Source organism: Sphingomonas sp. (assembly GCF_036677245.1).
Classification (GTDB): Bacteria; Pseudomonadota; Alphaproteobacteria; order Sphingomonadales; family Sphingomonadaceae; genus Allosphingosinicella.
Genome location: NZ_JAKFCG010000011.1, coordinates 58,354 through 81,704 on the forward strand (window position 1 = coordinate 58,354; position 23,351 = coordinate 81,704).

20 protein-coding genes are annotated in these 23,351 nt (G+C 63.6%); 8 read left to right on the forward strand and 12 right to left on the reverse strand.

The window, feature by feature from the left end; translation table 11 throughout:
- Position 1: 1 nt before the first annotated feature.
- From V6M48_RS01335 to V6M48_RS01345, 3 genes are all read right to left on the reverse strand, one after another.
- Positions 2-1,027: a glycosyltransferase family 2 protein gene (locus V6M48_RS01335; RefSeq protein ID WP_332810714.1), complete on the reverse strand. Its 1,026-nt coding sequence runs from the start codon at positions 1,025-1,027 to the stop codon at positions 2-4.
- Between the two features lie 9 nt (positions 1,028-1,036).
- Positions 1,037-2,890: a hypothetical protein gene (locus V6M48_RS01340; protein WP_332810715.1), complete on the reverse strand. Its 1,854-nt coding sequence runs from the start codon at positions 2,888-2,890 to the stop codon at positions 1,037-1,039.
- A 62-nt stretch (positions 2,891-2,952) separates the two neighbouring features.
- Complete coding sequence (locus tag V6M48_RS01345) at positions 2,953-4,185, reverse strand: glycosyltransferase family 2 protein (protein WP_332810716.1); 1,233 nt, start codon at positions 4,183-4,185, stop codon at positions 2,953-2,955.
- A gap of 289 nt (positions 4,186-4,474) precedes the next feature.
- Between V6M48_RS01345 and V6M48_RS01350 the strand changes: the two genes are divergently transcribed.
- The 5 genes from V6M48_RS01350 to V6M48_RS01370 all read left to right on the forward strand — a co-directional run bounded on the left by V6M48_RS01350 (position 4,475) and on the right by V6M48_RS01370 (position 10,130).
- The gene (locus V6M48_RS01350) at positions 4,475-5,461 is read left to right on the forward strand and encodes a glycosyltransferase (RefSeq protein WP_332810717.1); all 987 of its coding nucleotides are present in this window, start codon (positions 4,475-4,477) and stop codon (positions 5,459-5,461) included.
- Positions 5,462-5,491: 30 nt separating this feature from the next.
- Entirely contained in the window at positions 5,492-6,094 is a 603-nt protein-coding gene (locus tag V6M48_RS01355; protein WP_332810718.1) for a class I SAM-dependent methyltransferase, read from the forward strand.
- A 38-nt stretch (positions 6,095-6,132) separates the two neighbouring features.
- Positions 6,133-6,486: a GtrA family protein gene (locus V6M48_RS01360; RefSeq protein ID WP_332810719.1), complete on the forward strand. Its 354-nt coding sequence runs from the start codon at positions 6,133-6,135 to the stop codon at positions 6,484-6,486.
- A gap of 295 nt (positions 6,487-6,781) precedes the next feature.
- Positions 6,782-8,542: a hypothetical protein gene (locus V6M48_RS01365; RefSeq protein ID WP_332810720.1), complete on the forward strand. Its 1,761-nt coding sequence runs from the start codon at positions 6,782-6,784 to the stop codon at positions 8,540-8,542.
- A complete protein-coding gene (locus V6M48_RS01370) occupies positions 8,532-10,130 on the forward strand; it encodes a hypothetical protein (protein WP_332810721.1) in 1,599 nt (532 codons plus the stop codon). The genes V6M48_RS01365 and V6M48_RS01370 overlap by 11 nt, the downstream gene beginning before the upstream one ends.
- On the opposite strand, the gene rfbH is transcribed toward V6M48_RS01370, so the two are convergent.
- The 9 genes from rfbH to V6M48_RS01415 form a co-directional block, all read right to left on the reverse strand.
- Positions 10,090-11,415, reverse strand: a complete 1,326-nt coding sequence (rfbH, locus tag V6M48_RS01375; protein WP_332810722.1) for a lipopolysaccharide biosynthesis protein RfbH — start codon at positions 11,413-11,415, stop codon at positions 10,090-10,092. The two genes, V6M48_RS01370 and rfbH, sit on opposite strands and share 41 nt — an antisense overlap.
- Positions 11,416-11,458: 43 nt before the next feature.
- The gene (locus V6M48_RS01380; protein ID WP_332810723.1) at positions 11,459-12,421 is read right to left on the reverse strand and encodes an FkbM family methyltransferase; all 963 of its coding nucleotides are present in this window, start codon (positions 12,419-12,421) and stop codon (positions 11,459-11,461) included.
- Positions 12,418-13,389, reverse strand: coding sequence for a glycosyltransferase family 2 protein (locus V6M48_RS01385; protein WP_332810724.1), 972 nt, complete (start codon positions 13,387-13,389; stop codon positions 12,418-12,420). The genes V6M48_RS01380 and V6M48_RS01385 overlap by 4 nt, the downstream gene beginning before the upstream one ends.
- Before the next feature lie 61 nt (positions 13,390-13,450).
- Complete coding sequence (locus V6M48_RS01390) at positions 13,451-14,530, reverse strand: NAD-dependent epimerase/dehydratase family protein (RefSeq protein ID WP_332810725.1); 1,080 nt, start codon at positions 14,528-14,530, stop codon at positions 13,451-13,453.
- Positions 14,527-16,398 (reverse strand): thiamine pyrophosphate-binding protein, encoded by a 1,872-nt coding sequence (locus V6M48_RS01395; RefSeq protein ID WP_332810726.1) that lies wholly within the window; start codon positions 16,396-16,398, stop codon positions 14,527-14,529. Before V6M48_RS01395 ends, V6M48_RS01390 begins: the two co-directional genes overlap by 4 nt.
- Before the next feature lie 112 nt (positions 16,399-16,510).
- Positions 16,511-16,957 (reverse strand): GtrA family protein, encoded by a 447-nt coding sequence (locus tag V6M48_RS01400; protein ID WP_332810727.1) that lies wholly within the window; start codon positions 16,955-16,957, stop codon positions 16,511-16,513.
- On the reverse strand, positions 16,954-18,018 hold the full coding sequence (rfbG, locus tag V6M48_RS01405) for a CDP-glucose 4,6-dehydratase (protein WP_332810728.1): 1,065 nt from the start codon (positions 18,016-18,018) through the stop codon (positions 16,954-16,956). The genes V6M48_RS01400 and rfbG overlap by 4 nt, the downstream gene beginning before the upstream one ends.
- A complete protein-coding gene (gene rfbF / locus V6M48_RS01410) occupies positions 18,015-18,788 on the reverse strand; it encodes a glucose-1-phosphate cytidylyltransferase (RefSeq protein ID WP_332810729.1) in 774 nt (257 codons plus the stop codon). The genes rfbG and rfbF overlap by 4 nt, the downstream gene beginning before the upstream one ends.
- 117 nt (positions 18,789-18,905) lie before the next feature.
- Entirely contained in the window at positions 18,906-19,991 is a 1,086-nt protein-coding gene (locus tag V6M48_RS01415; RefSeq protein ID WP_332810730.1) for a mannose-1-phosphate guanylyltransferase/mannose-6-phosphate isomerase, read from the reverse strand.
- A gap of 265 nt (positions 19,992-20,256) precedes the next feature.
- Here V6M48_RS01415 and V6M48_RS01420 point away from each other — a divergent pair, with 265 nt between their 5' ends.
- The 3 genes from V6M48_RS01420 to V6M48_RS01430 all read left to right on the forward strand — a co-directional run bounded on the left by V6M48_RS01420 (position 20,257) and on the right by V6M48_RS01430 (position 23,348).
- Positions 20,257-21,324 (forward strand): glycosyltransferase, encoded by a 1,068-nt coding sequence (locus V6M48_RS01420; protein ID WP_332810731.1) that lies wholly within the window; start codon positions 20,257-20,259, stop codon positions 21,322-21,324.
- Positions 21,325-21,343: 19 nt separating this feature from the next.
- Positions 21,344-22,147, forward strand: coding sequence for an FkbM family methyltransferase (locus V6M48_RS01425; protein WP_332810732.1), 804 nt, complete (start codon positions 21,344-21,346; stop codon positions 22,145-22,147).
- Between the two features lie 64 nt (positions 22,148-22,211).
- Complete coding sequence (locus V6M48_RS01430; RefSeq protein WP_332810733.1) at positions 22,212-23,348, forward strand: glycosyltransferase; 1,137 nt, start codon at positions 22,212-22,214, stop codon at positions 23,346-23,348.
- The last annotated feature ends 3 nt before the right edge of the window (positions 23,349-23,351 follow it).

Consider the following 23,351-nt stretch of genomic DNA (forward strand, 5'->3'; position numbering starts at 1 on the left):
GCTATCGCGACGAAGAGGCTGCCGATGCCAGCGGCAGCTCACCGCTCCTGGCCTGGTGGCCGGGGAGCTGGCCGCTGCGTGCCGCCTGATCGAAGCCGAGTTCCTCCATCACCAGGAACAAAGGACGATCCTTCGCCTCGCTGTAGATGCGGCCGATATATTCGCCCATCACGCCGAGGAAGATGAACTGCAGCCCGCCGATCAGCAGGACGGTGATGAAGATCAACGTCCAGCCGGGGACCCAATTGTCGGTGAGCAGGCGTTGCGCCACCGCGTAGATGATGCCGATCACCGACAGCGCCGAAAAGGCCAGACCGACGCTGGTGACGATCTTGAGCGGAATCGCCGAGAAGGAAATGATCCCGTCGAGCGCCAGGGTCAGCATCTTGCGCAGCGGATATTTGGAGGTACCCGCGAAGCGTTCGGCACGGCTGTAGGGAAGCGCGACCTGCCGGAAGCCGACCCAGCTGGTCATCGCGCGCAGCAGCCGGTGCTTCTCGCGCATCCTCAGCAAGGCGTCGACAACGCTGCGGTCCATCAGCCGGAAATCGCCGGTGTCGAGCGGGATCGGCACTTCCGAAAGCCGGTTGATCAGCCGGTAGAAGGCGCGTGCGGTCCACAGCTTGAACCGGCTCTCGCCGGAACGGTCGACCCGCTGGCCGTAGACGACGTGATAGCCCTCGCGCCACTTCGTGACCATTTCGGCGATCACCTCGGGCGGATCCTGGAGGTCGGCGTCGATCAGCACGATCGCGTCGCCGCGTGCATATTCGAGACCGGCGCTGACCGCGATCTGGTGGCCGAAATTGCGCGACAGGCGCAGCACCCGGACTTCCGGGCTGGCGGCCTGAATCGTGTGAAGCAGCTCGCCGGTGGCGTCGCGGCTGCCGTCATCGACATAGATGATCTCGAAATCCGCGGTGATCGCACGCAGCGCCGCGTCGAGCCGCTGATGGGTGTGGCGGATGACGTCCTGCTCGTTGAAGCAGGGAACGATCACCGAGAGCAATGGCGAACTTGGCCTCATCATTCGACCCTATGGCAAGCGTTCGGCTGGCAGGCGTTCGGACTGAACCGCTCCCCTGTGAGCGCCGGCCGCTTCCCGAAGCGGCATCCTCTTCCCCTCTACAGGATTATCGCCGCATCCCGCCATCCGCAATCTTTGCCGCCGCTGGGCCTCGGTGGTGGATCGGGCAGATCTCTTCATCCTCTCGAGCAACGCCAGCTCGGGACTGGAGGAGCTGATCACCTTGACTCTATAATTGCGGCACAGCGCCCGCGCCTGCGCGGTCCGCAGCGACCGGGCGTAGACGATGATCGGCCGGTGGCGCAGGAAAGGATCGTTCCTCACCAGGTCCCAGCCAAACCAGCGGTCTCCGCTGTCCAGGATCACGACATCGGCATCGGCCCGGGCGATCTGGTCGCTCGCCACCGCATAGGGTGTGATGAAGCGATAGGCCTGAACGGCACGAAGCGGCAGGAGGACGCCGAGCGACACCAGGATTGCGAGCCCCAAGCCGACGTGCAGCCTTCGCCGCAATTCGGGCGCCTGGGCGATGATCGTCCGCCAGCCGTACGCGCCAAGCAGCGCAAAGCTGCCGAGCAGGCCGTGGAAATAGCGATAGCCCCAACCGTGGCCCTGATAAGGCATCAACAGGATCGTCGCCGCGAACATCAGGAGGATACCGCCGACCAATGCCTTGGCGATCGGCGGCTGGCGCCGGATCGTCAGCAATGCCGCTGCGACGAGCGCCAGCATGAGCGGGTTCTGCCAGGTGAAGAAACGCAGCAGATTGTCGGCGATCAGGCCAAGCGCCTCGATCCGGAACGCGTCTTCGACCACGTCGAGGACCCGCTCGGTGAACAAAGCGCTGCCGAGCGGGGCTGCGTCAGGGGCATCCGGCAAGGTGACGACGACGGCCAGCTGCCAATAGACGATCCAGAGCAAGGCGGACACGCTGACCGCTGCAAAATAGAACAGTGCGAGGCTTCGCCGTCCAGTCCACCAGAACCACAGGAGGAACGGTGCCACGAACAGGGGATGGAAGACCATCTGGTGAAGGCCGCACGCGACGAACGACACCGCGATCGCCGTGCCACGGCTCCACGGGCGGTCGTGCAGCGCCAGCCACAACCAGGCGAGGTTGAGCGCCAGATGCGCCGTCATCGCATAGGGCGTCATCGCGGTGAGCAGGAACTGGCTCGACGTGACGAGCAGCAGCACGGCGAGGATCGCAAATTCGTCGTCCGCGGGCGCGAGCTTCCGCGCTACGAGATAGAGGAGAATGACAGACGCTGCGGCGAGCACGGACGGGGCGAGGGCACCATCCCCCAACCATTCGAAAACCGCGATGATCGCAGCATTGCCGGGCAGGTAGGCCGAAGACCAGGCTATGTCGCCGGGAGCATGCAGGACGAACAGCGGCTGCAACGCGTCCACATAATTGCGCCACTCCACCGGAATCCGAGCGAGCAGCGAGCCATGGCGAAGGATGGCTGCATCGAAGCCGACCAGGAACTCGTCGAGCGACAGCGCATAATTGCGGAAGACGAAATAGGTGCCGGCGTAGCCAAGGACCAGGACGACGCCTGCCGATGCCACCGCCACCAGGCGAGGATCGAGCCGGGACTGAGGCGGGCCTGCCCCGGGGCGCCACGCCAACACGGCCGCCAGGGTGCCAAGGATGATCGGGACCGCAACCAGATCCTGGCGATAAACAAAATAGTTGGACAGCCCCCAGCCCGAGTAGATCGGGACCGACGCCGACAGGAAATATTCGGCCGCGGCGATCGCGGTCAGCGCCACCAAGATGCCCATCGCGAGCAGGAGGGATGTGGCGAAGACGGCGGCGCGGTCGCTCGACCGCTCGTTTGTCCGACGGCGGCGCATCACGTCGGAGCGGTCAAGCTTTGCGGGGAGAACGGCGACCCCGCCGGCACGTCGAACGCCAGCTAGGCGGCACGGGCGCGGTCCGCCTCGGCCGGATGCGGCTCGGCCGGCCTTGGTTGGGCGGCAGGCACGTCCTGGAAGAATGCCGCTTCATTGCCGCCGACGATCGCAAGCAGAAATCCGCCGAGGATGTTCTGGCTGCCGATGACCACCAAGGCCGTCCCGGCGACGACCGGGAAGATGTTGGCAAGCTGATCGAATCCGGTCGCCGACCAGTAAATGGCAACCGCGGCGAGCAGCGCGACGCCGGCCGCAACCGCGGTTGCGCCGGTTGCAAGCATCGTCTCGAGGGTGATCGCGCGCGCGAGCTTTCGGCTTCTCCTCGTGGCGACACGATAACCCTGCCGGACGCCGTATAAATGGGTTGCGGCGGCAAGCAGCGCAGAGGTGTGGCCGATCCCGACGAGCGCGCCGGCGAAGATCGTCCAGCTTGTGCCGAAATTTGCGATCGGGCTGAGGCCGAAGAAATGGAGGCCCGACAACAGCAGGATTGCCAGTCCCAGCAGGATTGCGACCGCAGCCGGAATCGCGAACACCCAGGTAGGGCTCAGCATCAGCAGGTAGCGCAAGTGGCGCCAGCCATCGCGCCACGGGCGGAGATGCGGCGCGCGATCGCGAAGGTCGGGGTAAAGCGTTGCTGGCGTCTCGTCGATCCGCACTTTGAGAAGTGCCGCCTTGATGACCATCTCGCTCGCGAATTCCATGCCTGACCCCGAAAGGCGGAGACGCGTGAAACACTCCTTTGTCAGTGCGCGAATGCCGCAATGCGCGTCGTGGACATGCGTGCGGAACAGCAGCCGCAAGATGCCGGAGAGGACCGGATTTCCGATGTAGCGGTTCTTCCAGGGCATGGCACCTGGCTTGATTTCACCAAGGAAGCGCGAACCCATGCACAGATCGGCACCGTCGATGAGCCGGGCGATCATCGGCACGGCGTCGAGGAAGTCGTATGAGCCATCGGCATCGCCCATCACCAGATAGCGCCCGCGCGCCTCGGAGAAGCCTCCGATCAAGGCCGCGCCGTAGCCGCGCTGCGCAACCGCGACGACCCGCGCGCCGAGATCGCGCGCGATCTGCTGGCTTCCGTCGGTGCTTCCATTGTCGGCGATCACGATCTCGCCCGACAAGCCGTGCTCGCGCGCGATTTCTGCGAGCGCCGCTTTGGCGTTCTCGATGCAATGCGCGAGGCACAAGGCTTCGTTGAGGCACGGAATGACGATGCTGACGTCGACCATCTAATACTCTTCTCTGGCAGGTCCTCGGCGGGACGATTCACCGCACATGCCTCAAGCGCTTCCCGTTTCACGGCCGCGTGCGAGCGCCCCTGTAGAGCAATCGCGGGCTTAGATCAGCGGTGGTTGGCGGTCAAACAACGCGCGATCCGGCTTCGCCGCCTCGACGCGGCAACTTTTACCAAGTTGACAAAGGTTGGCCGCCACCTTCTGCGCACGCTAGACCCTGACGCAGTTTTGATGCTTGCGGAACCATCGTCTCTTCATTCTGATGCAAGCAAGGCCGGATACGTTGAACATCGAACATCCCGACGGCACCGAGCGCAACACACCATGGCTGACGGTCATCATGCCGGCGCACCGCGGCGAACGCTGGATCGAAGCTACCCTTAGCTCGCTCGCCGATCAGGCTGATGACGGGATCGAGCTGCTGATCATCGACAGCAGCCCGGATGTCGCCACGGCGCAGATAGCCCGGCGCTTCTCCGATCGGCTGTCTATGCAAATTCAAGAGCATAGCCCGCTGCAGTCGTGGCAGTCGAAAACCAACCATGCGGCAACGCTTGCGAAGGCAGATCATATCTGCTGGCTTCACCAGGACGATTTGTGGCTCCCAGGGCGCGCCGCGGCCATTCGCAATTGGATCAGGAAAGCACCGGAAGCCGCGCTGCATCTAGCCACGAGCGCGATCATCGATGGCGCGGGGCGTCGGCTCGGATTGTGGCGTTGCCCGTTCAAAGAAGAAGGGGAGATAGAGCCCGCCCTTTTTGTGGAGCGATTGCTCGTCCAGAATTTCATTGCGGCACCCGCCCCAGTCTATCGCAAGGACGCGTGGCTGGCCTGCGGCGGGCTCGACGAGGAGCTTTGGTATACTGGTGATTGGGACGTCTGGTTGAAGCTCGCGGCGCAGGGGCCGGTGCATCATCACGCCCAGGTGACCACCGCCTTCCGGATCCACGCCTCCTCGCTGACGGTCACCGGCAGCCGGAATATTGACGATTTCGAGCGGCAGATGCGCATCGTACTCGATCGTCACCTGCCACGCCTCGCAGCAGCCGACAGCTCGACCGCCGCGCGCGTGGAGCGCGCCAGCACCGCATCGATCAAGGTCAATTGCGCGCTCGCGGCGGCGTGGGCCGGCGGCTGGGGCGGCTCGCTGGCGGCCGCCACTAGCCTGCTCGCGCTTGGCCCAGCCGATCTGCTTCGTTACATGCGGGATTCTCGGATCGTCGATCGGCTGGTTCCCCGCCTTCGCGCCAAGCTCACAGGATCGCTTTAGCCTATGCCTTGCGGCCAGTTCATACGCCGGATGTTCGGCCCGTACGAACGGCAGATCAGCGAGGCCTATCGCTCGATCTACGTCAATGTGGACGAATATGTCGCCGGCATCAGCAAATGGGTGCCGAATGCACGGCGCATCCTCGAAGTCGGCTGCGGCGAGGGCGCCGTGAGCGAGCGGCTGGCGGCAGTCTATCCGGACGCCGAAATCATTGGGATCGACATCGCACCGAACGTCGGACGGCTTTATTCTGGTCCTCCCGGGCGGGTGCGTTTTGTCCAAGCAACGATCGAGCAGTATCACGCCACGGCGCCGGGCGAGTTCGATCTCGTCGTCCTGGCTGACGTGCTGCACCACGTGCCACTCCAGCTTCGCGCTTCGCTGCTCGACGCCATCCGCAAGATGATCGCGCCCGGGGGACATCTCGCGTTCAAGGAATGGGAGCGCAACCGAACGCCGATCCATTGGCTCGGCTATTTCTCCGATCGCTGGATCACGGGGGATCGGATAAGCTACATGAGCCGCGACGAGCTCCATCAGTCGATCGCACAGAGCTTCGGCCGCGATTCGATCATAGCGGAGCAACGAGTTCGACCCTGGCGGAACAACCTGTCACTGCTGGTCCGGCCGTGATTTCTCGGCTCACTGGCTGGCGCCCCGCGCGTTATGTAGTGGTCGGCGCGATTTGCGCGGCGATGCATAATTTCATCATGATCGGCGGCGATTGGCTGGGCGCGCACTATCTGCCGATGAGCTTCGTCTCATTCGCGCTGGTAACTCCGGTCGCCTATTGGTTGCACTCCGACTTCACGTTCCGGGGTCCGCTATCCTTCCGCAATTTTCTTCGTTTCGCGGCCGGGATTGCGGCCGGCTTCCCGCTCTCGCTGCTGGTGATGGCAATCTTGTGCACTGGTTTCGGCTTACCAGTCATCATCGCCGCGCCGGTCGCGACGGCGGTCCTGTTCGTCTGGAATTATGCCTCGGCCCACTGGGCGATTCTCGGCCGATTGCGCCTGCGAAGCTGACCGCGCTCATTTGAGCCGTCCGGCCACTTTCACGACCGCACCTCGCGGCAAGTGATCGCCCCACCGCGCGGCTTCGCTGAGAGGCTGGTTCATCGAGCAGGTCGCGCCGCATGTCGAGATCCGGACCTGCATCGTTGGCCGGGGCCTCGAAGGCCTCCAGGATGCCCCCACTGAGCCCCTTCAGCACTTTCCAGCGCCTGCTACAGCGGTTGCATCACCGATCAAGCAGTCATGCGCTCAAGGTGTTCCGCACCGACAGCCGCGGTCGTTCGACAGCAGCGCGGTTGGCAGGTCAATGCTCGGTCGTCATTGCCACGGCTTCCGCCACCGCGGCGGGCATTCCGTTCTTGTGGCGGTCCTTATTGATCTTGAACCATCGACGTGGTCTTCTCGCCGCATGCGGGGATTGAATGCATTGGCAGCCAGCGCCGGCGGCAGCGCGAAAAACACCCAAGCTCCTTCCCCTCCCTCCCGCCTGTCGTCGTGGTCCGGACGCGAGATCGATCCCGGCTGGCTGCTGAGCCTGGCGGCAGGCATCTTTGCCGCTCAACATCTGCTGCTCTGGCGCTTCCTCGATTTCGCACCATGGTGGCTCTACCCGGTCGCAGTGGCGCTCGCTCTGCTGGCCTGCCGCGGGATCGCGCGCGCCGCGGAGGCCATGCCGCGGCCGACGTTGGGAGCGCTTGCAGGCGCCGCGGCCGTCTCGCTCCTGCTCTACCTGCTCGGGGGTGAAGGCAGGCTTTTCTTTGCCAATGCCGATTGGCAAGTCCGCGACGCCGTCCTGCGCGACCTGACGATCAACAGCTGGCCGTTCATCTATCCGACCGGCGGCGATCCTTTGGTGCTGCGCGCGCCGTTGGGCATGTTTCTGCTGCCCGCGCTGGTCGGCAAGCTCTGCGGTCTCGCGGCCGCAGATTATGCTTTGCTCGTCCAGAACAGCCTGCTGCTGACGATCCTGCTCACATTGGGGTCGACGCTCTTCTCCGACACAAGGTCGCGGGTGATCGCTCTCGCGGTGGTGATGAGCTTCAGCGGGATGGACATTTTGGGCCAGCTGCTGCGCACCCTGTACGGCGGTGACGTTCTGCCCGACCATATCGAGCGCTGGGCCTGGATCCAATTCTCGTCACATGTGACACAGGCGTTCTGGGTCCCCCAGCATGCGCTATCAGGCTGGTATGGGGCTCTTCTCTTCCTGCTCTGGAAGCAGGCATGGCTTCGCCTCGGCGCCTTCTTCGCCTTCTTCCCTTTGCTCGTGCTGCTCTCTCCGCTGGGGATGATCGGTTCCCTGCCGTTCGCGCTTTGGGCAGGCCTGAAGAGCCTTTTCACGCGCACGCTCGCCGTAGCCGACATTATCCTCCCAAGTCTGACCCTCCTGCTGAGCGTGCCGGCCTTATTCTACCTTTCGGCCGGCGGCGGAGAAGTGGGGGTGCGCCTGTTCAGCGTATCACCTTTGATCTACGGCCTCTTCATAGCCTTTGAAGCTCTGCCCTACCTCGCGGCGGTCGCGGCGCTGGGCGCAAAGGACAACCAGACCCGGATCACGCTTGCCATCGTTGCCGTCTGTCTGCTGCTGGCGCCGTTCGTGCAGATCGGCGAGCTGTCGGACTTCGTGATGCGCGCCTCGATCACGTCGCTCGCGATCCTGTCGGTTCTGGTGGCAAAGGTCCTCGCCGCGCAGGACGAGTCCGGGTTGATCTGGCGCCGGCTGCTGATCCTCGTGCTGGCGGTGGGAAGCGTCACAATCATGTTCGAGCTGCGCCGGAGCATGATTTATCGGCCCTCGCCCCGGGTGCAATGCAGCCTGCCTTCCGCCTGGGACCAGGTCGCCGAGCTTCCGATCACGACCAAGGCGACCTACTTCGCGCCACTGACCCTTCTACCCCGCTTCCTCCAGCCCCGGCGGGCCGCGATCGTGCCCATATCCCGAGATCCTCGAACATGCTGGGACCGGCGGTGGCGGATCCGGCGTTCCTGGGCAGAGGCGTCACCGATCCAGCCGGTGCGGCCAGATCGCCAATCGGGACGCGTGGCAGGTATAGCCGATGTCGCTTGACGCGCGGGACGACGCCAAAGCCGATCCGGCGGGCGCACGAAGGCAAGTCGCTTCACCTTATTCGCTAGGAAGCGACCAATTTCTCGCGGCCTTCCTCGTCGCCGCCCTTCTCGCCGGCTTGTTCCGCCGGCTCTGGATGGGATGGGATTCACCCTTGTGGCTGGACGAGGCTTTTACCGGGGCGATAGCGATCCAGCCGACCCTCGCAGGGCTTTGGCGGGATTGCGTTCACGAGCTCAGCGGGCCCCTCTATTATTCATTGGTCTGGGGGTGGGCGCGAGTGTTCGGCGCGAGCGATATCGCCCTGCGTGCGCCCAGCCTGCTGTTCGCTGTTGCGACGCCGCTGATCATCCTTTGGAAGGGCCACGCCAACCGACGCATTCGCTTCACCTGGGCCGCAATCGCAGCGCTCTGGCTCCCAGGCTTCTATTATACGACCGAGGCGCGGGCCTATTCGCTGCTGTTCCTGCTCGGCTCGCTGCAGGTGATCGCGCTCGCGAGGCTTGTTGCCTCCAATCGTCGGCGCGACGCCTGTATCTGGGCGGGCATTTCGAGCTTACTCATTCTCACCCACACCCATACGGCGCTGCTTACCGCGGTGCAGGGCCTGATGTACCTTGCCGTCCATCGCAGCAAGGCGCTTGGGCATTGGCCCGCGGCCCTCCTCTTGCTCCCGGCGGCGGCATGGACGCTGTTTCGGCTGCCGCTGCTCATCCGCTTCTCGGACCCCAAGGTTGCCTGGCAACCCTTGCTGACGCCGGAGCATCTCTACGAGCTGCCGAGGTTCCTGTTCGGCATGGGGCCGATCGGGCTTCCGTTGGCGATCCTGGTGTTCGGCATCTCGCTATGGGCAGTCGTGAAGGCCGCGATCGGGGCGAGGAAATTCGGCTATGGCATGGACGATATGGTGCCCGTGCTTGCGAGCATCGTCGCCGTTACGATCGTCGTTGCGGTCGGCTTCATTTCGCCGAGCTATACCGATCGTTACATGGTTCCGATGATTCCGGGGTTCCTTCTCGGGGTCAGCCTGTGGGCGAACGGCTGGGGACCAAGATCGCCGTTCCCCGCGGCATTGATCCTCATCTGCCTTCTCATGGCGCTCACCGAAATGGTCATCCAGCTCCGCTATCCCAAGCTCGATTTCAAGCGAGGCTATAGTTGGGAGGAAGCATCGCACTATCTGCGTGCGAATGGCGTGCAGCGAACCATTTTCGTCCTGGACAATCCAACCGTCAGGATTGCCGACCGGGATCAGCTGGCGCGTGTCGGCGCCTTCTTTCTCCATCGTGACGGCGTCATGGTCGCCAGCGACGCAGTGACGATCGCGACCGGCAGCGATGACGATTTCCGCCGCGCGATCTTTGCGGCGGCATCCACGGGTGAAGCGCGACGCCAGACCGTCGGAGCAATAACGGTCGGGCGGCGGCTCGATCTTTCAGGACCGGGCTCCAGCTGGACGTGCCGGGAATTCGGCGGAGCCGAGAAGGTCTATGCCGTCGAGGTCTATATCACCGCTTGTCTCAGGCCTCCGGCCCGAGCGGATCGGGTTAGTGTCCGGCGGCCAGCAGTTCCTGCGTCACTGCGTTGATCGTGCTCGCCATATAATCCAGGCGCGGCGCATCGATACCCGGCCACACCCCGATCCAGAAACTGTCGTTCATGATCTTGTCGGTGTTCTCCAGCGACCCGTGAACACGGTGCGGCACGTCGCGGAAAGCAGGCTGCTTGGTGAGGTTCCCCGCGAACAGCAGGCGCGTGCCGACCTTCCGTTCTTCAAGCCTCTGAGTCAGGATGTGGCGATCGATCGCCGTCCCGTCTCGCACCGTCATCAGGTAACCGAACCAGCTGGGATCCGTCCCAGGGGTTGCCTCGGGCAGATGATAATGGAGGTCGAGCCCGAGCGTGCGAAAGCGGCTTTCGAGTGCGCTGAAATTCTCTCGCCGGCGCGCGACGAAATGATCGAGCTTGTTGAGCTGGCTGAGCCCCACGGCCGCCTGCATGTCGCTGACCTTGAGATTATAGCCGATGTGGCTGTAGGTATATTTGTGGTCATAGCCCTTGGGCAATTGGCCCAGCCGCCACCCGAACCGTTTGTTGCAGGTGTTGTCCATGCCAGGCTTGCAGTAGCAATCGCGCCCCCAATCGCGGAATGACTCGGCGATTTTGGCGAGCAATGGATTGTTCATCAGCACCGCGCCGCCCTCACCCATGGTGATGTGGTGCGCTGGGTAGAAACTCAGGGTCGCGACGTCGCCGAACGTGCCGACATGCTGGCCGCCGACGAACGCGCCGAACGCGTCGCAACAATCTTCGATCAAATAGAGGTCATGCTGCTTGCAGAGCGCGGCGACCCTTGCGACGTCGAACGGGTTGCCGAGCGAATGGGCGATCATGATCGCTCGCGTCTTCTCCCCGATCGCCGCCTCGAGCAGATCGACGTCGACGTTGTGGGTTGCGAGATCGACGTCGACGAAAACCGGGATGCATCCATATTGGACGATCGGCGACACCGTGGTCGGAAATCCCGCCGCGACGGTGATCACCTCGTCCCCCGGCTTGATCCTTCTGTCGCCGAGTTTCCACGAGGTCAGGCAGGCGAAGGCGAGCAGATTTGCCGCCGAGCCTGACACGGTGAGCTTGGCGTAGCGACGGCCGAATTTGGCTGCGAGGTCGGCCTCGAAGCGATCGGCGTAGCGACCGGCGGTCAGCCACATATCCAGCGAAGCATCGATCAGATGCGCACAATCGTCAGCATCCATCACCTTTCCCGACGGCGGGATGTAGGTGGTGCCTGGCACGAATTCCTCGCGAGGACGGGAGTCGTGATATTCGCGAGCCAGACGAATGATTTCGGATCGCATCTCATCGCTCATACAAGTCTCTCTCGTGCGGCGCCCCGCGAACAGGGCCCCTGGATCAGGACGCCGCTATTCCGTTTGCTTCAAGCCAGCTCTGATGGCGTTCGGGATGGGCGAAGAAGAAATTGGTCTGGACGGTCTCGTCGGTCATTTCATCGAACGCACGCAAGACATTTCCTTCGAAACTGTAGCAGCGGTAGCCGATCTGTCGGAGCAGCATGATGACGTCGTTCGGGTGATAGCCGAAAGGCTTCGACCATTTGCGCAGAAGCTCGATGAAGAGCAACGGCTTGTGCCGCGAGATGCTCGCCATGCCGCCTTTGATGACCATCAATTCCGCACCTTCGACATCGATCTTCGCCAGATCGAATCCGTCGATGCCGCCCTGCTCGAAATAGGCATCGAGCGTGTCGATCTGCGCTTCCACCTCGATGGATTGCTCTTCGGGATGGAGGTTCTTGATCGATGCCGCGCCCGAACCTGAGAAGGCGGGCAGATAGATGGTCACGCTCGTCCTTTTGTCGCCGACACCCTGATTGTTGGCACGCACGATGTCCGCCGCCTCGTTGAGCGCGACGTTGCGGACCAGCCGATCGTAGGTCGTCGGAACCGGCTCGAAGGCATGGACCTTTCCGCCGGGCGCCACGACCTTCGCCCAATGCAGCGAATAAAAACCGATGTTCGCGCCGATGTCGCAAATAACCGTGGCGCCGGTCGCCCCCTTCATCAGTGCCGCGCTTTCGACGGGCTCATAGGTGCCGGTGTTGACCAATATGTTCGCTGCCGTGCGCAAATCCTCCGGGTGCCAGACAAGCTTTACGCCGTCGCTGGTCACGACCCTCAGTTCATCGCGTGCGACTTCGATGGTCGAAAGCTGGCCGCCGTCGAGCAGGGCCTGATAATCGCGCAGCCGCATGTGCGATTGCTGCATTCCAAGCCAGAAGTCTTCGCGGCTGATCTCGCCCTGCTCCATCGAGCGCTTGATCTGCTCGATCGTCTTCATCTGATCCTTTGGGTTCACGCGGCGGTCCTTGCGCTCTGCTGGGGTTCGTCGGCGACGTTGATCCGCTCTCGCTCGATGACCATCGGACCGCGCCGGACCTGCGAATGGATGGCCGTGACATATTCACCGAGAATGCCGATGAAAGCGAGCTGCACACCGGACAGAAAGAACAGCGATACGATCAAGGTCGCCACGCCGGGAGGCGCCACGTCCGGCCGGATGAAATAAGCGATCGTCGCGCCGAAGGCATAGAGCAGGCAGAATGCCGCGAGCGCGAGACCGAGATATGTGCACAGGCGCAACGGCGCGTTGGTGAACGCGAAGATGCCGTTGAGCGCCTCGTTGATCAGGCGAGAGAAATTATGCTTGGAAATGCCCGCCGTGCGCGCCTTCCACGTGTAGGGGACGATCACCCTGCGAAATCCGACCGAGGCGATGATGCCCCGGACATAGGGATAATGGTCGTCGCGCTGGAGGACCGCCTCCCACACCTTGCGGTCGATCAGCTGGAACTCGCCGACGTTCACCGGAAGATCGATGTCAGACAACAGATTGATCAGCCGGTAGAAGATGCCTCGGCTGGCGCGCAGCAGGAAGCCTTCCTCGCGCACCGCGCGGGCGCCGGCGACGATCTCATAGCCCGATTCCCACAGCCGGACGAATTCGACGAGCATCTCGGGCGGGTCCTGCAGGTCGACGGCGAGGAGCACGAGAATGGCATCGCCGGTGGCGTAGCGCAGCGCATTGTACAAGGAGCGCGACCCGCCGAAATTGCGCGAGTTGAGGATCACTTTGACATGCGGATCGCTCGCCGCGATCTCACGAAGGATGTCGGCGGTGGCGTCGGCGGAGGCATTATCGGCGAAGATATGTTCGCGCTCATAGCCGGCAAGCGGCCCCTCGAACAGCGTCCGGACAGCCTCATAGCAGGCCCGAACATTGTCTTCCTCGTTATAGGCCGGGGAGATGATCGAGATCTTTTTCATGCTTTAGCCAATTCGGGTGGAGAGTGACGAAATCTTCGGTTCGCGCCTGCGCGGCGGGCGATCAGGCATAGCTCAAAACCATCCGGCGAAAGCCATCTTCGATTGAGGTTCGCGGAACCCATCCCAATCGTCGGGCACGTGCGGTCGAGGGTGCATTTCGCCTGATCGGGCTGGCGGCATAGTCGCCGCTCTGCCGCGAGGGATCGGTGACGACCTTCAATCCCTTTTCGGGAAACAGGGCGACGAGCGTCTCGGCAAGCTCCTTGATGCTGATCTCCGCCTGCTCGTTGCCGATATTGTAGGGCGTCGCGCTTTCGCCCTTCAGAAGCACGGTGAAGAAGCCCTCGGTCGCGTCTGCAATGTAGCAGAAGGCCCGCTTCGCGCTGCCGTCGCTCTTCATCACGATGTCACGACCATCGACGACGTCTGCGACGAAGTCGGCGAAGACGCGGCCGTCATCCAGCGCGACACCCGGGCCATAGGTATGGAACGGCCTTACGATCGACGTGTGCAGACCATATTGATGCGTCCAGCAGACGCACATCGTCTCTCCCGCCCGCTTGCTCTCGGCGTAGCATGACCTCACCGCGACCGGTTCGAGAAAGCCGTAATCGCCTTCGCCGGTCGGCACGATCGGAGCTTCGCCGTAGACCTCGCCGCTGCTGAAGAAGAGAAACCGGCTGCCCTTCTCGCGGGCCAGCGCGAGCAGATTGGCCGTGCCCGCCAGATTCGCGCTCAGCACCCCGACAGGGTTGGTGAGATAGAAGCGCGGGCTCGCCGGGCTCGCGGCATGAACGATATAATCGACCTCGCCGTCGATGGTGAAAACATCCTCCACATTGGCCTCGACGAACTGGAGATCGTCCCGCTCGCCATGATGGCCGAACCGCGCCCGGCCGTTGGCGAGACTGCGGACGAGCGCCACGATCCGTCTTGGCCCGATGCCGAGATGCTCGCGCATCGCCAGCAGGGTTTCGACCATATAGGCGGCCAGGAACCCAGAGGCGCCGCTGACCAGCACCACCGCACCATCGAGCTCGCGCCACGGCAGGTCGGCCTGCAGGATGGCGGCCACGTCGTCAGCCACGATTCGCGCGCGCGCGGGCGTCTGGAACAGATGGTGGGGAACGTCAGCGGTCAATGGCTATCGCCCAGCTCCGCTGACTTGGGGTGCAAGCCGACGATCATGTTCGCGCGCAATTCGTCGCGCGGGAGCAGCGGCGAGAGATCCTCGAGCGGCGGGGAAACGATCGACCCGTCGGCCCGCGGCGCGAGCGAGAGCTTGGGCACGAACAGCTGGCGCGGGTGCATGAACACCTCGCAAATGACTGGCCCGTTTTCGGCCTGCACCTTGGGAATGACGGCGTCGAAATCGTCCCAGCTGCGAATTTGGTAGGACGGGATGCCGAACGCCGCAGCAAGCGCGGAGTAGTTCGGGCAGGTCACGCCGCTTTTCTCGTCCACGCCGACGCCTCTTCCGGCGAAGAGGTTGGTCTGGGTGTGCTTGATCATCAGATAGCCGTCGTTGTTGAAGATGATCATCTTGATCGGCAGCTCGTGGTGGACGATCGTCTGCAGCTCCTGCAGGTTCATCATCATTCCGCCGTCGCAGTTGAGGCACAGCACTTCGCCTCGATCGCGCGCGAACGATGCTCCGATCGCTCCGGGCAGGCCATATCCCATCTCGCCGAGCCCGGTTGAGGTCATCATCCGCTGCCCCGGCTTGATCTTGAGGACCTGGTGACCCGACAAGAGAGCGGTGCCCATGTCGGTCACCACCACCTGGTCCGGCTTCATCTGCGCGATCAGCCGGTCCATGAAAGGATAGGAGTTGATGAACGGGGGCTCGTCCTGATGCTCGGGCCCCACCCATGGATAGCGGCGGCGATAGTCGACGCATGTCTCTATCCATTCGGCCGGCGCCGCGACCGGGGTCCGGGCGACCGCGTCGGTCAGCGCCTCGATGAACGCGCCGGCATCGCCGACGATCGGAAGCGCGACCCGCTCGCCGTGCTTTTCCGCCTCGGCCCGGTCGACGTCGACCACGACGATCTTCGCCGCGCGCGCGAGCTCGTCCAGCACATAGCCGATCTGCGGGACCGCGAGGCGGGTGCCGACGGCAATCACCAGATCGGCGTTCTGCAAGACGAAGTTGGCGGAGCGCTGCCCGTAGACGCCGGCGCGGCCGAACAGCAACGGATGATCGGAATCGACCAGGTCGATGCCGGCCCAGGAGACCAAAGCGGGGATGCCCAGGCGCTCGACGAAGCCAGTCGCCTGGTCCGCCGCGCCGGCGAGACGAATGCCATTGCCCAGCCAAAGCACCGGCCGCTCGGCGCCCTGGAGCATCTCGACCACATTTTCCGCCGCGACGCGCAGGTCGCTTGCCGCGGGCGTCGCAAGCTCGGCCGGATCGAAGCGTGCGATCGATCCTTCATCGACATGCGCCGCCTGGATATCCATCGGGATATCGACCCACACCGGCCCGGGCTTGCCGCTCGTGGCGATGTGGTAGGCCTTTTCGAGCTCGTAGATCACCCGCGCGGGGTCGGTCACCCGGACCGCATATTTGGTGACCTTCTCGACGACGCCGCTGCTGTCATAGCCTTGCACGCCCCAGATGCGCAGCGGGTTGTCCTCGCGTGTGAAGCGCGAATTTTCATTGCCCGAAATGACCAGTCCGGGAAGCGAATCCATCCAGGCGCTGACGACTCCGGTCAGCGCATTGGTCGAACCGCCGCCCGTCGTGACGAGCGCGGCCGTGACTCGGCCCGAGACCCGATAATAAGTCTGCATCGCCATCGTCGCCGCCTGCTCGTGATGAGTGCAGACGATCTGCGTGGCGCCGCGCGTGCCGAGCGAGTCGAAGATATGGACGTTGCCGGCGCCGACGATGCCGAAGACATGGCGCATGTCCATGCGCTCGATGAATTGGGCGACGAGATCACTAACCTTGGTCGTCATTAAGGTCTTTCTCTCATCGGAGAGCACCACGAAATGCTTGGTCATTTTCGTCTCGCAAAACCGACGGCACCGTCCGCCCCAGTCCGGAATATGCGGTTATGGTAAACGATCCATTAAGAATGTCTCGCACGAGAGAAATGCGCATGCATAGAGCCGGTTACCGGGGCTGACCCGAAGGAGATCCAGGCCTGGCGCGGAACACCAGGCGACGCATCAGGAGGAAGCTCGCCAGCGAGAGCGGCGGCAGGAGAAGGAGCTGCGCCAGCAACGGCGACAGACCGAGGGATGCGAGCCAGCGCAGGCACATCAGATTGACGACATATTGGACCGCATAGACGGCGACGAAGCGCGGCAGCAGGCGGCTATCGCCATTGCGAAAGACGAGAAGACCGAAGGATTTGAAGTTGAACAGCACACCCAGGACAGTTGCCAGCGCAAGCGCGAGCGGGGGGCCGAGATCGGCGAGGATGAAGGCTGCGAACAGGCCGTAGCCGACGGCGGTGTTGAGCACGCCGACGAGCAGGAATTTCGCGAAATGGCCGGGTCCGCCGCCGGCGCTCCCGCTTCGCGCGATTTCTCCCGCGCCGGCTTTCTCGGTGATCATGACCCGATGAAGTCGCGCACTTGCCGCATCGAAAGCTCGGCGAGATCGTCCCCGCGATGCAAGGCTCGGTACCATTCGCACGTCAACTTCAGCCCTTCGTCGAGCCCGAGCCGCGGGCTCCAGCCGAGCTCGACCCGGGCGAGCGTCGAATCCAGCTTGAGGGTCGCGGCCTCATGGGGATGATGGGCTTCATCCTGCGTCCACCGCGGCGCATCGCCCCATAGATCGGCCAGCCGGTCCACCACGTCGCGCACCGGCGCGCTTTCGTCGGGATGTGGGCCAAAATTCCAGCCGCGCGCGAAGCCGCCATCGTCGTGCAATCGCTCGGCGAGCATCAGATAGCCGTGGAGCGGCTCGAGCACGTGCTGCCAGGGCCGAACTGACAGCGGATTGCGGATCTGAAGCGACGTGCCCGCCATGAACGCGCGCATCGCGTCCGGCACAAGCCGGTCGACGGCAAAGTCGCCCCCGCCGATGACATTGCCCGCCCGGGCCGAGGCAAGACCCAGCTGATGGCGCTCATGATCGGCCGGAGCGAAGAAGCTTTGCCGGTACGCATCGACGGCAAGCTCGCAAGCGGCCTTGCTGTTCGAATAAGGATCGGCGCCGCCGAGGCGATCATTCTCGCGATATCCCCAGATCCAGCCGAAATTCTCATAGCATTTGTCGGTGGTGACGACGACGACCGCCTTCAGCCCGACAGCCCGTCGGCATGCGTCGAGGAGGTTGACGGTGCCCATGACGTTGACCGCATAGGTCTCGACCGGATTGTCATAGGAAGCGCGCACCAGTGATTGTGCCGCCATGTGGAGGACGATCTCCGGCTGCGCTCGAACCAGCGCTTCTTCGAGCAGCGCCAGGTCGCGTATGTCCCCGATCGCATGCTCACAAAGCTTATCGAGCTCGAGCAGCTCGAACATGTTGGGCTCGGTCGGAGGGGATAAGGCAAAGCCGTGCACTTGGGCACCGAGCTCGTGCAGCAGGAGCAGGAGCCATGCGCCTTTGAAACCGGTGTGCCCGGTGACGAAGACCCGCCTTCCGCGCCAGAAGGCGCGGTTCAATCCCAGAGCTTCCACGGCGCGGTCCGCTCCGTCCACATCTCTTCCAGCCATTGCTTGTCGCGCAAGGTATCCATCGGCTGCCAGAAATCGTGGTGGAAATAGGCCCGCAGATTGCCCTCGGCGGCAAGCCTTTCCAGCGGTTCGCGCTCCCAGACAGTATCGTCGTCATCCAGATAGTTTTCGACGCCGCGGGAAAGGACGAAGAAGCCGCCGTTGATCCAGCCGCCCTCTTCGACCGGCTTCTCGGCGAAGGCGGTCACCTCGTCACGCTCCAGCGCGAGTTGCCCGAACCGGCTCAGCGGCCGGACCGCCGTCACCGTCGCGAGCCTGCCATGCCGTTTGTGGAAGTCGATCGATGCGCCGATGTCGACATCGCCGACGCCGTCGCCATAGGTCAGGCAGAAGACATCGTCATCCCCGATGAAGCGCATCGCCCGCTTCAAACGACCGCCGGTCATCGTCTCGTCACCGGTGTCGACCAGGCAGATGCGCCAATCCTCGGCCGTATTGCGGTGAACGTCGATCGTGCCGCTGCGCATGTCGATCGTCACGTCGGACATGTGCAGGCCGTAATTGGCGAAATATTCCTTGATCATATAGCCTTTGTAGCCAAGGCAGATCACGAAATCGTTGATTCCGAAGTGCGAATAGATCTTCATGATGTGCCAGATGATCGGCCTTCCGCCGATCTCGACCATCGGCTTGGGCCGCGTCCCCGTCTCTTCGGCCAGCCGGGTCCCCAAGCCGCCGGCCAATATCACCGCCTTCATCAACGATCCTCTGATTGCAAAGGCTTGTGCCCGACCCCCTGAAGCCAAGCGAATATCAGCCGCCCGGCCACTTCACAACCGCGGCATGGGGTGCCGCACGCGCTATTTCGGTGATCGTCAGAGGCGAGGATCGCCCCGCTCTCCAAGCAGCGCCACCGCCTCGCGGACTCTCTGGCTGTCCTTGCGAGGAATGATGAGGACGGCGTCCCCGGTCGCGACGATCACCAGATCCTCGACGCCGATGGCCGTTACCAATGGTCCGTCGGAGCGGATCAGGCAGCCGCTGGAATCGACCACGAGCGCCTCTCCCGAGACTGCATTGCCTTCCTCGTCGTGGGGGCTCGCATCGTACAGCGCCTCCCAGCTGCCGACGTCGGACCAGTCCATGTCGACCGGGACCAGCGCGATCTTCTCCGCCTTTTCCATGATGGCGTGATCGATCGACTGCGCCCGCACGGCTTCGAACAAGGCAGCGTCGGGGCTGATCCTAATCCCCTCCCGCACGCCTTTGTCGATCGCTTCGCGAACGTCGGCGGCGATGTCCGGCGCATGCGCGCGCAGCGCGTCGAGATAGGTGCCGGCCCTGAACAGGAAGATGCCGGCGTTCCACGCATGATTTCCGTCCGCCACATAAATCGCGGCGGTGGCGGCGTCGGGCTTTTCGACGAAGCGCTCAGCCCGGAATACGCCCGGCTCGATCTGGTCGCCGCGACGGATATAGCCGTATCCGGTCTCGGGGCGATCCGGCTGGACGCCGAAGGTGACGAGCCAGCCCGCCTCCGCCACCGGCGCGGCAGTCTCGATCGCGGCGACAAAACGGGCCGGCTCGCCGATCAGATGGTCGCTCGGCATGACCAGCAGCAGGTCATCTTCGGACAGGCTTGCCGCCGCGAGGGCGATCGCAGGCGCGGTATTGCGGCCGACCGGTTCGACGATCAGCCCGCCCGCGGCGATGCCCGCTTCGTCGAGCTGCCGTACCGCGCTGTCCGCCTGTTCGGCACCGGCGATCACCAGCGGAGCCTCGAACTTGGCGCGGTCGCTCACCCGCGCCGCCGTCATCTGCAGCATCGTGCCGGCCGCGGTGAGCGCCAGCATCTGCTTGGGGCGGGCGCGGCGCGAGAGCGGCCACAGGCGCGTGCCCGAGCCGCCGCACAAGATCACGGGCGTGATGCGGCGGGACGTTCGGCCGGTCGCGTCGCTCATCATTTCCCCCTTACGCTCACGCCGATCCTCTAGAGCCTGATCGTTTGAGGGGGAAGCGCTACGCGCTTCCGCCGAAAGCGTGAATCAGGCTCTATTCATATGGTTGAGACCTTGATTCACGTCTCAGGCTGTTCAGCCTGAGACGATCAAGGTCTAGGAGCGCCGGCCGGCATCAGCAAGCGATTGGGCCGCCGCCGCGACGCCAACAATTTGTGGATGCAGCGAAATCGCATGACTATGCCGGTGCGCGCGCATGTCGAAACTGATGCTCATCACTCCACGGATTTCCGCGCCGCCCGAGGGCGGCCGCGCATTGCTGTCGCACCTCCACCGAAAATGCCTCGAGGCGCTGCTCGGCGAGCAACTGGTCGTGCATCCGCTCGATCGCAATCCGATCGCCGGCGGTCGCGCAACGTTTCAGGCGCTCCGCGGCTTCATCGATGGCGTCACCCCCGAAGCCGAGCAGGCGGTGATCGCACGAATCGCCGACGCGGACGTCGGCCGGGTCTTCCTCAACGGCTCGAACCTCGGCCGCATCGCGCGCGCGGTGAAAAAGCACCTGCCGGAAGTCGAAGTGCTGACTTTCTTCCACAATGTCGAGGCGCGCTTCTTCCAGGGCGCGTTGCGGGACCGTTGGAGCGCACGAGCGCTCGCGGTGCTCGTGGCGAGTTACGCCGCGGAGCGGATGGCCGTCCGCCACAGCGACCGGCTGATCGCGCTCAACGAGCGCGACAGCCGCGGACTGGCCAAGCTCTACGGACGCGGCGCAACCGACTTGCTGCCCATGGCGCTCGAAGACCAGCTCCGCCCCGGCACATCCGGCGCGCCCGACGCGATCGGCGAGGATTACCTCCTCTTCGTCGGCGGCGGTTTCTACGCGAACCTCTCCGGCATTAGATGGTTCATCGAGCAGGTCGCGCCGCATGTCGCCATCCGGACCTGTATCGTTGGGCGCGGCCTCGAAGGCCTTCAGGACGCGGCCCGCAGCGCCAACGTCACATTGGTCGGACCGGTCGACCACCTCGACGATTGGTACCGCGGCGCAAAGGCGGTGATCGCGCCGATCTTCGATGGGTCCGGCATGAAGACGAAGGTCGCGGAAGCTTTGATGTTCGGCAAGCGGATCGTCGGCACGAACGAGGCCTTTTGCGGCTATGATGCGCTTGGGCCGGAGGCGGGCTGGCGTTGCGAGACGCAGGCGCAATTCGTCTCCGCCATAGGTCAGCTCGAGGCGATGCCGCTGCCTCGGTTCGACCGATCCTTGCGCAGCCTGTACGAACTTCACTATTCGGAGCAGGCGACCCTGGACCGGCTGGCCCAAATCCTGTCCTGAAATCAGCGGGGAAACCGGCGTGCTGCAAAAAGTGAAGACCTTCGCGCGTAACGCGCTGCCACCGCGTCATCAGGTCCCGGTCAAATATTGGTATGGCCGGCTGCGCGGCGACACCGAGCAGGAGATGTCGCTGCTCGGCGAGCTGCTCGGCGCCCATGATCATGTCCTCGACATCGGCGGCAATCGCGGCACCTATGCCTATTGCCTGTGGAAGCTCGGCGCGCGTCTCGACATATTCGAGCCGAACCCCGCCTGTGCGAGCATCCTGCAGCATTGGGCGAAGGGCAAGCCGGCGGTCACTGTCCATGCCGTCGCGCTGTCAGATCACGAGGGCATTGCCGAGCTCCATGTCCCGGTCGACGAGCATGGCGTGGAGCATGATGCGTCGGCCTCGATCGAAGCGATGGCCGGCATCTCCTCGCGCACGATCGACGTGCCGCTCCGCCCGCTCGACAGCTTCGGCTTCATCGACGTGAGGTTCATCAAGATCGACGTCGAAGGCCATGAGGCCAGCGTGATCGCGGGCGCAGCGGCGACGTTGCGCGCCTCGCATCCGGCGCTGCTGGTCGAGATCGAGCAGCGCCACAACAAAGGGCCGATCGATGCCATCTTCCGGCAGATCGAAGATCACGGCTATCGCGGCTTTTTCCTGACCGAAGGCAAGCTGCTGCCATTGGCCGACTTCGACCTTCAACGGCACCAGTCGATGGAGGCGTTCGCCGGGAGGCAGGGGCCCTATTGCAACAACTTCATTTTCCTCGGCGCCCGCCGGATCGATGCCGGGGAATATCGCGAGTTGATGAGCCGGCGGATGCACGCCTGAGCCGCGCGCGATTTGACCAGCTTCGCGCTGGTCGGCAAGCCAGCGATCCTGGAGACCGAACTGCATGAAAATTTGCGTTATCTCGCCGCGCTATACATTCACCGGCGTGGCGCTGGCCCAGATACGGTTTGCTCGAGCGCTCGCGGAAGACGGCCATAACGTCGACATGATCTTCGGATGCATCGACGAGGACCATCTGCCGGAGGGCAAGCGCAAGCTGCCCGAGGTGCCCGGCGTCAAGATGATGGAATGGGGAAAGGGAAAGGTGCGGAGCCTGTTCCTGCCTTTCTGCCGCTATCTCAGGAAAGAGAAGCCGGACGTGGTCTTCTCGGCCGAAGATCATCTCAACGACATCGTATTGTTGGCCGCGATCGTGACAGGATCGCGCGCGAAGGTGAGCGGCTCGTCGCGCGTGCTTCCGGTGAGCACGACCGGCCACGACGGCCCCTATTCGAACCAGAAGCTGAGCCGAAAGTGGCTGTTCAAGCAGCTGACTCGAATGGTCATGTGGCGCGCCGATGCTCTCACCTGCGTCTCGGCTGACCTGGCCGAGGAATATCGCAAATTGTTCAAGGGCAGCACCCATGTTTGCGTGCACAACATCATCGTCGACGAGGCTTCGCGCCTGAGGATGAGCGAGCCGGTCGATGACCCTTGGTTCACCGCGGACCATTTGCCGACGATCGTTTCCGCCGGCACGCTGACCAAGCGAAAGGGCTTCGACGATCTCATTCGCGCCGTCCGCGAGCTTCACGATCGCGATCGGCCGGTCAAAGCCGCGATCCTGGGCGAAGGCCCGATGCGCGGCGAGCTCGAGGCTCTGGTCGATGAACTGGGCCTCGCCGGCAAAGTTTGGCTGCCGGGGCGCGTCGAGAATACGCTCAAATATTTCGCGAGGGCCGATGTCTCGGTTCTTTCATCCTATTCCGAGGGGCTGCCCAACGTTCTCGTCGAGGCGATGATGTGCGGAGCCGTTCCGGTGGCCACCGATTGCCCGACCGGCCCACGCGAGGTGCTGCAGGACGGAAAATACGGCTATCTGGTGCCGATGCACGACCCCGCTCGCTTGGCTGACGGCATAGAGATGGCCTTGGACCGCCCGATCGCTCCGGAGATCTTGGCCGAAGGGATTCGCTCGTTCGAGCGCGATGCCGTCGTCAAGCGTCATTTCGAACTGCTCGGCCTCAGCGAGCGGGTCTGAACG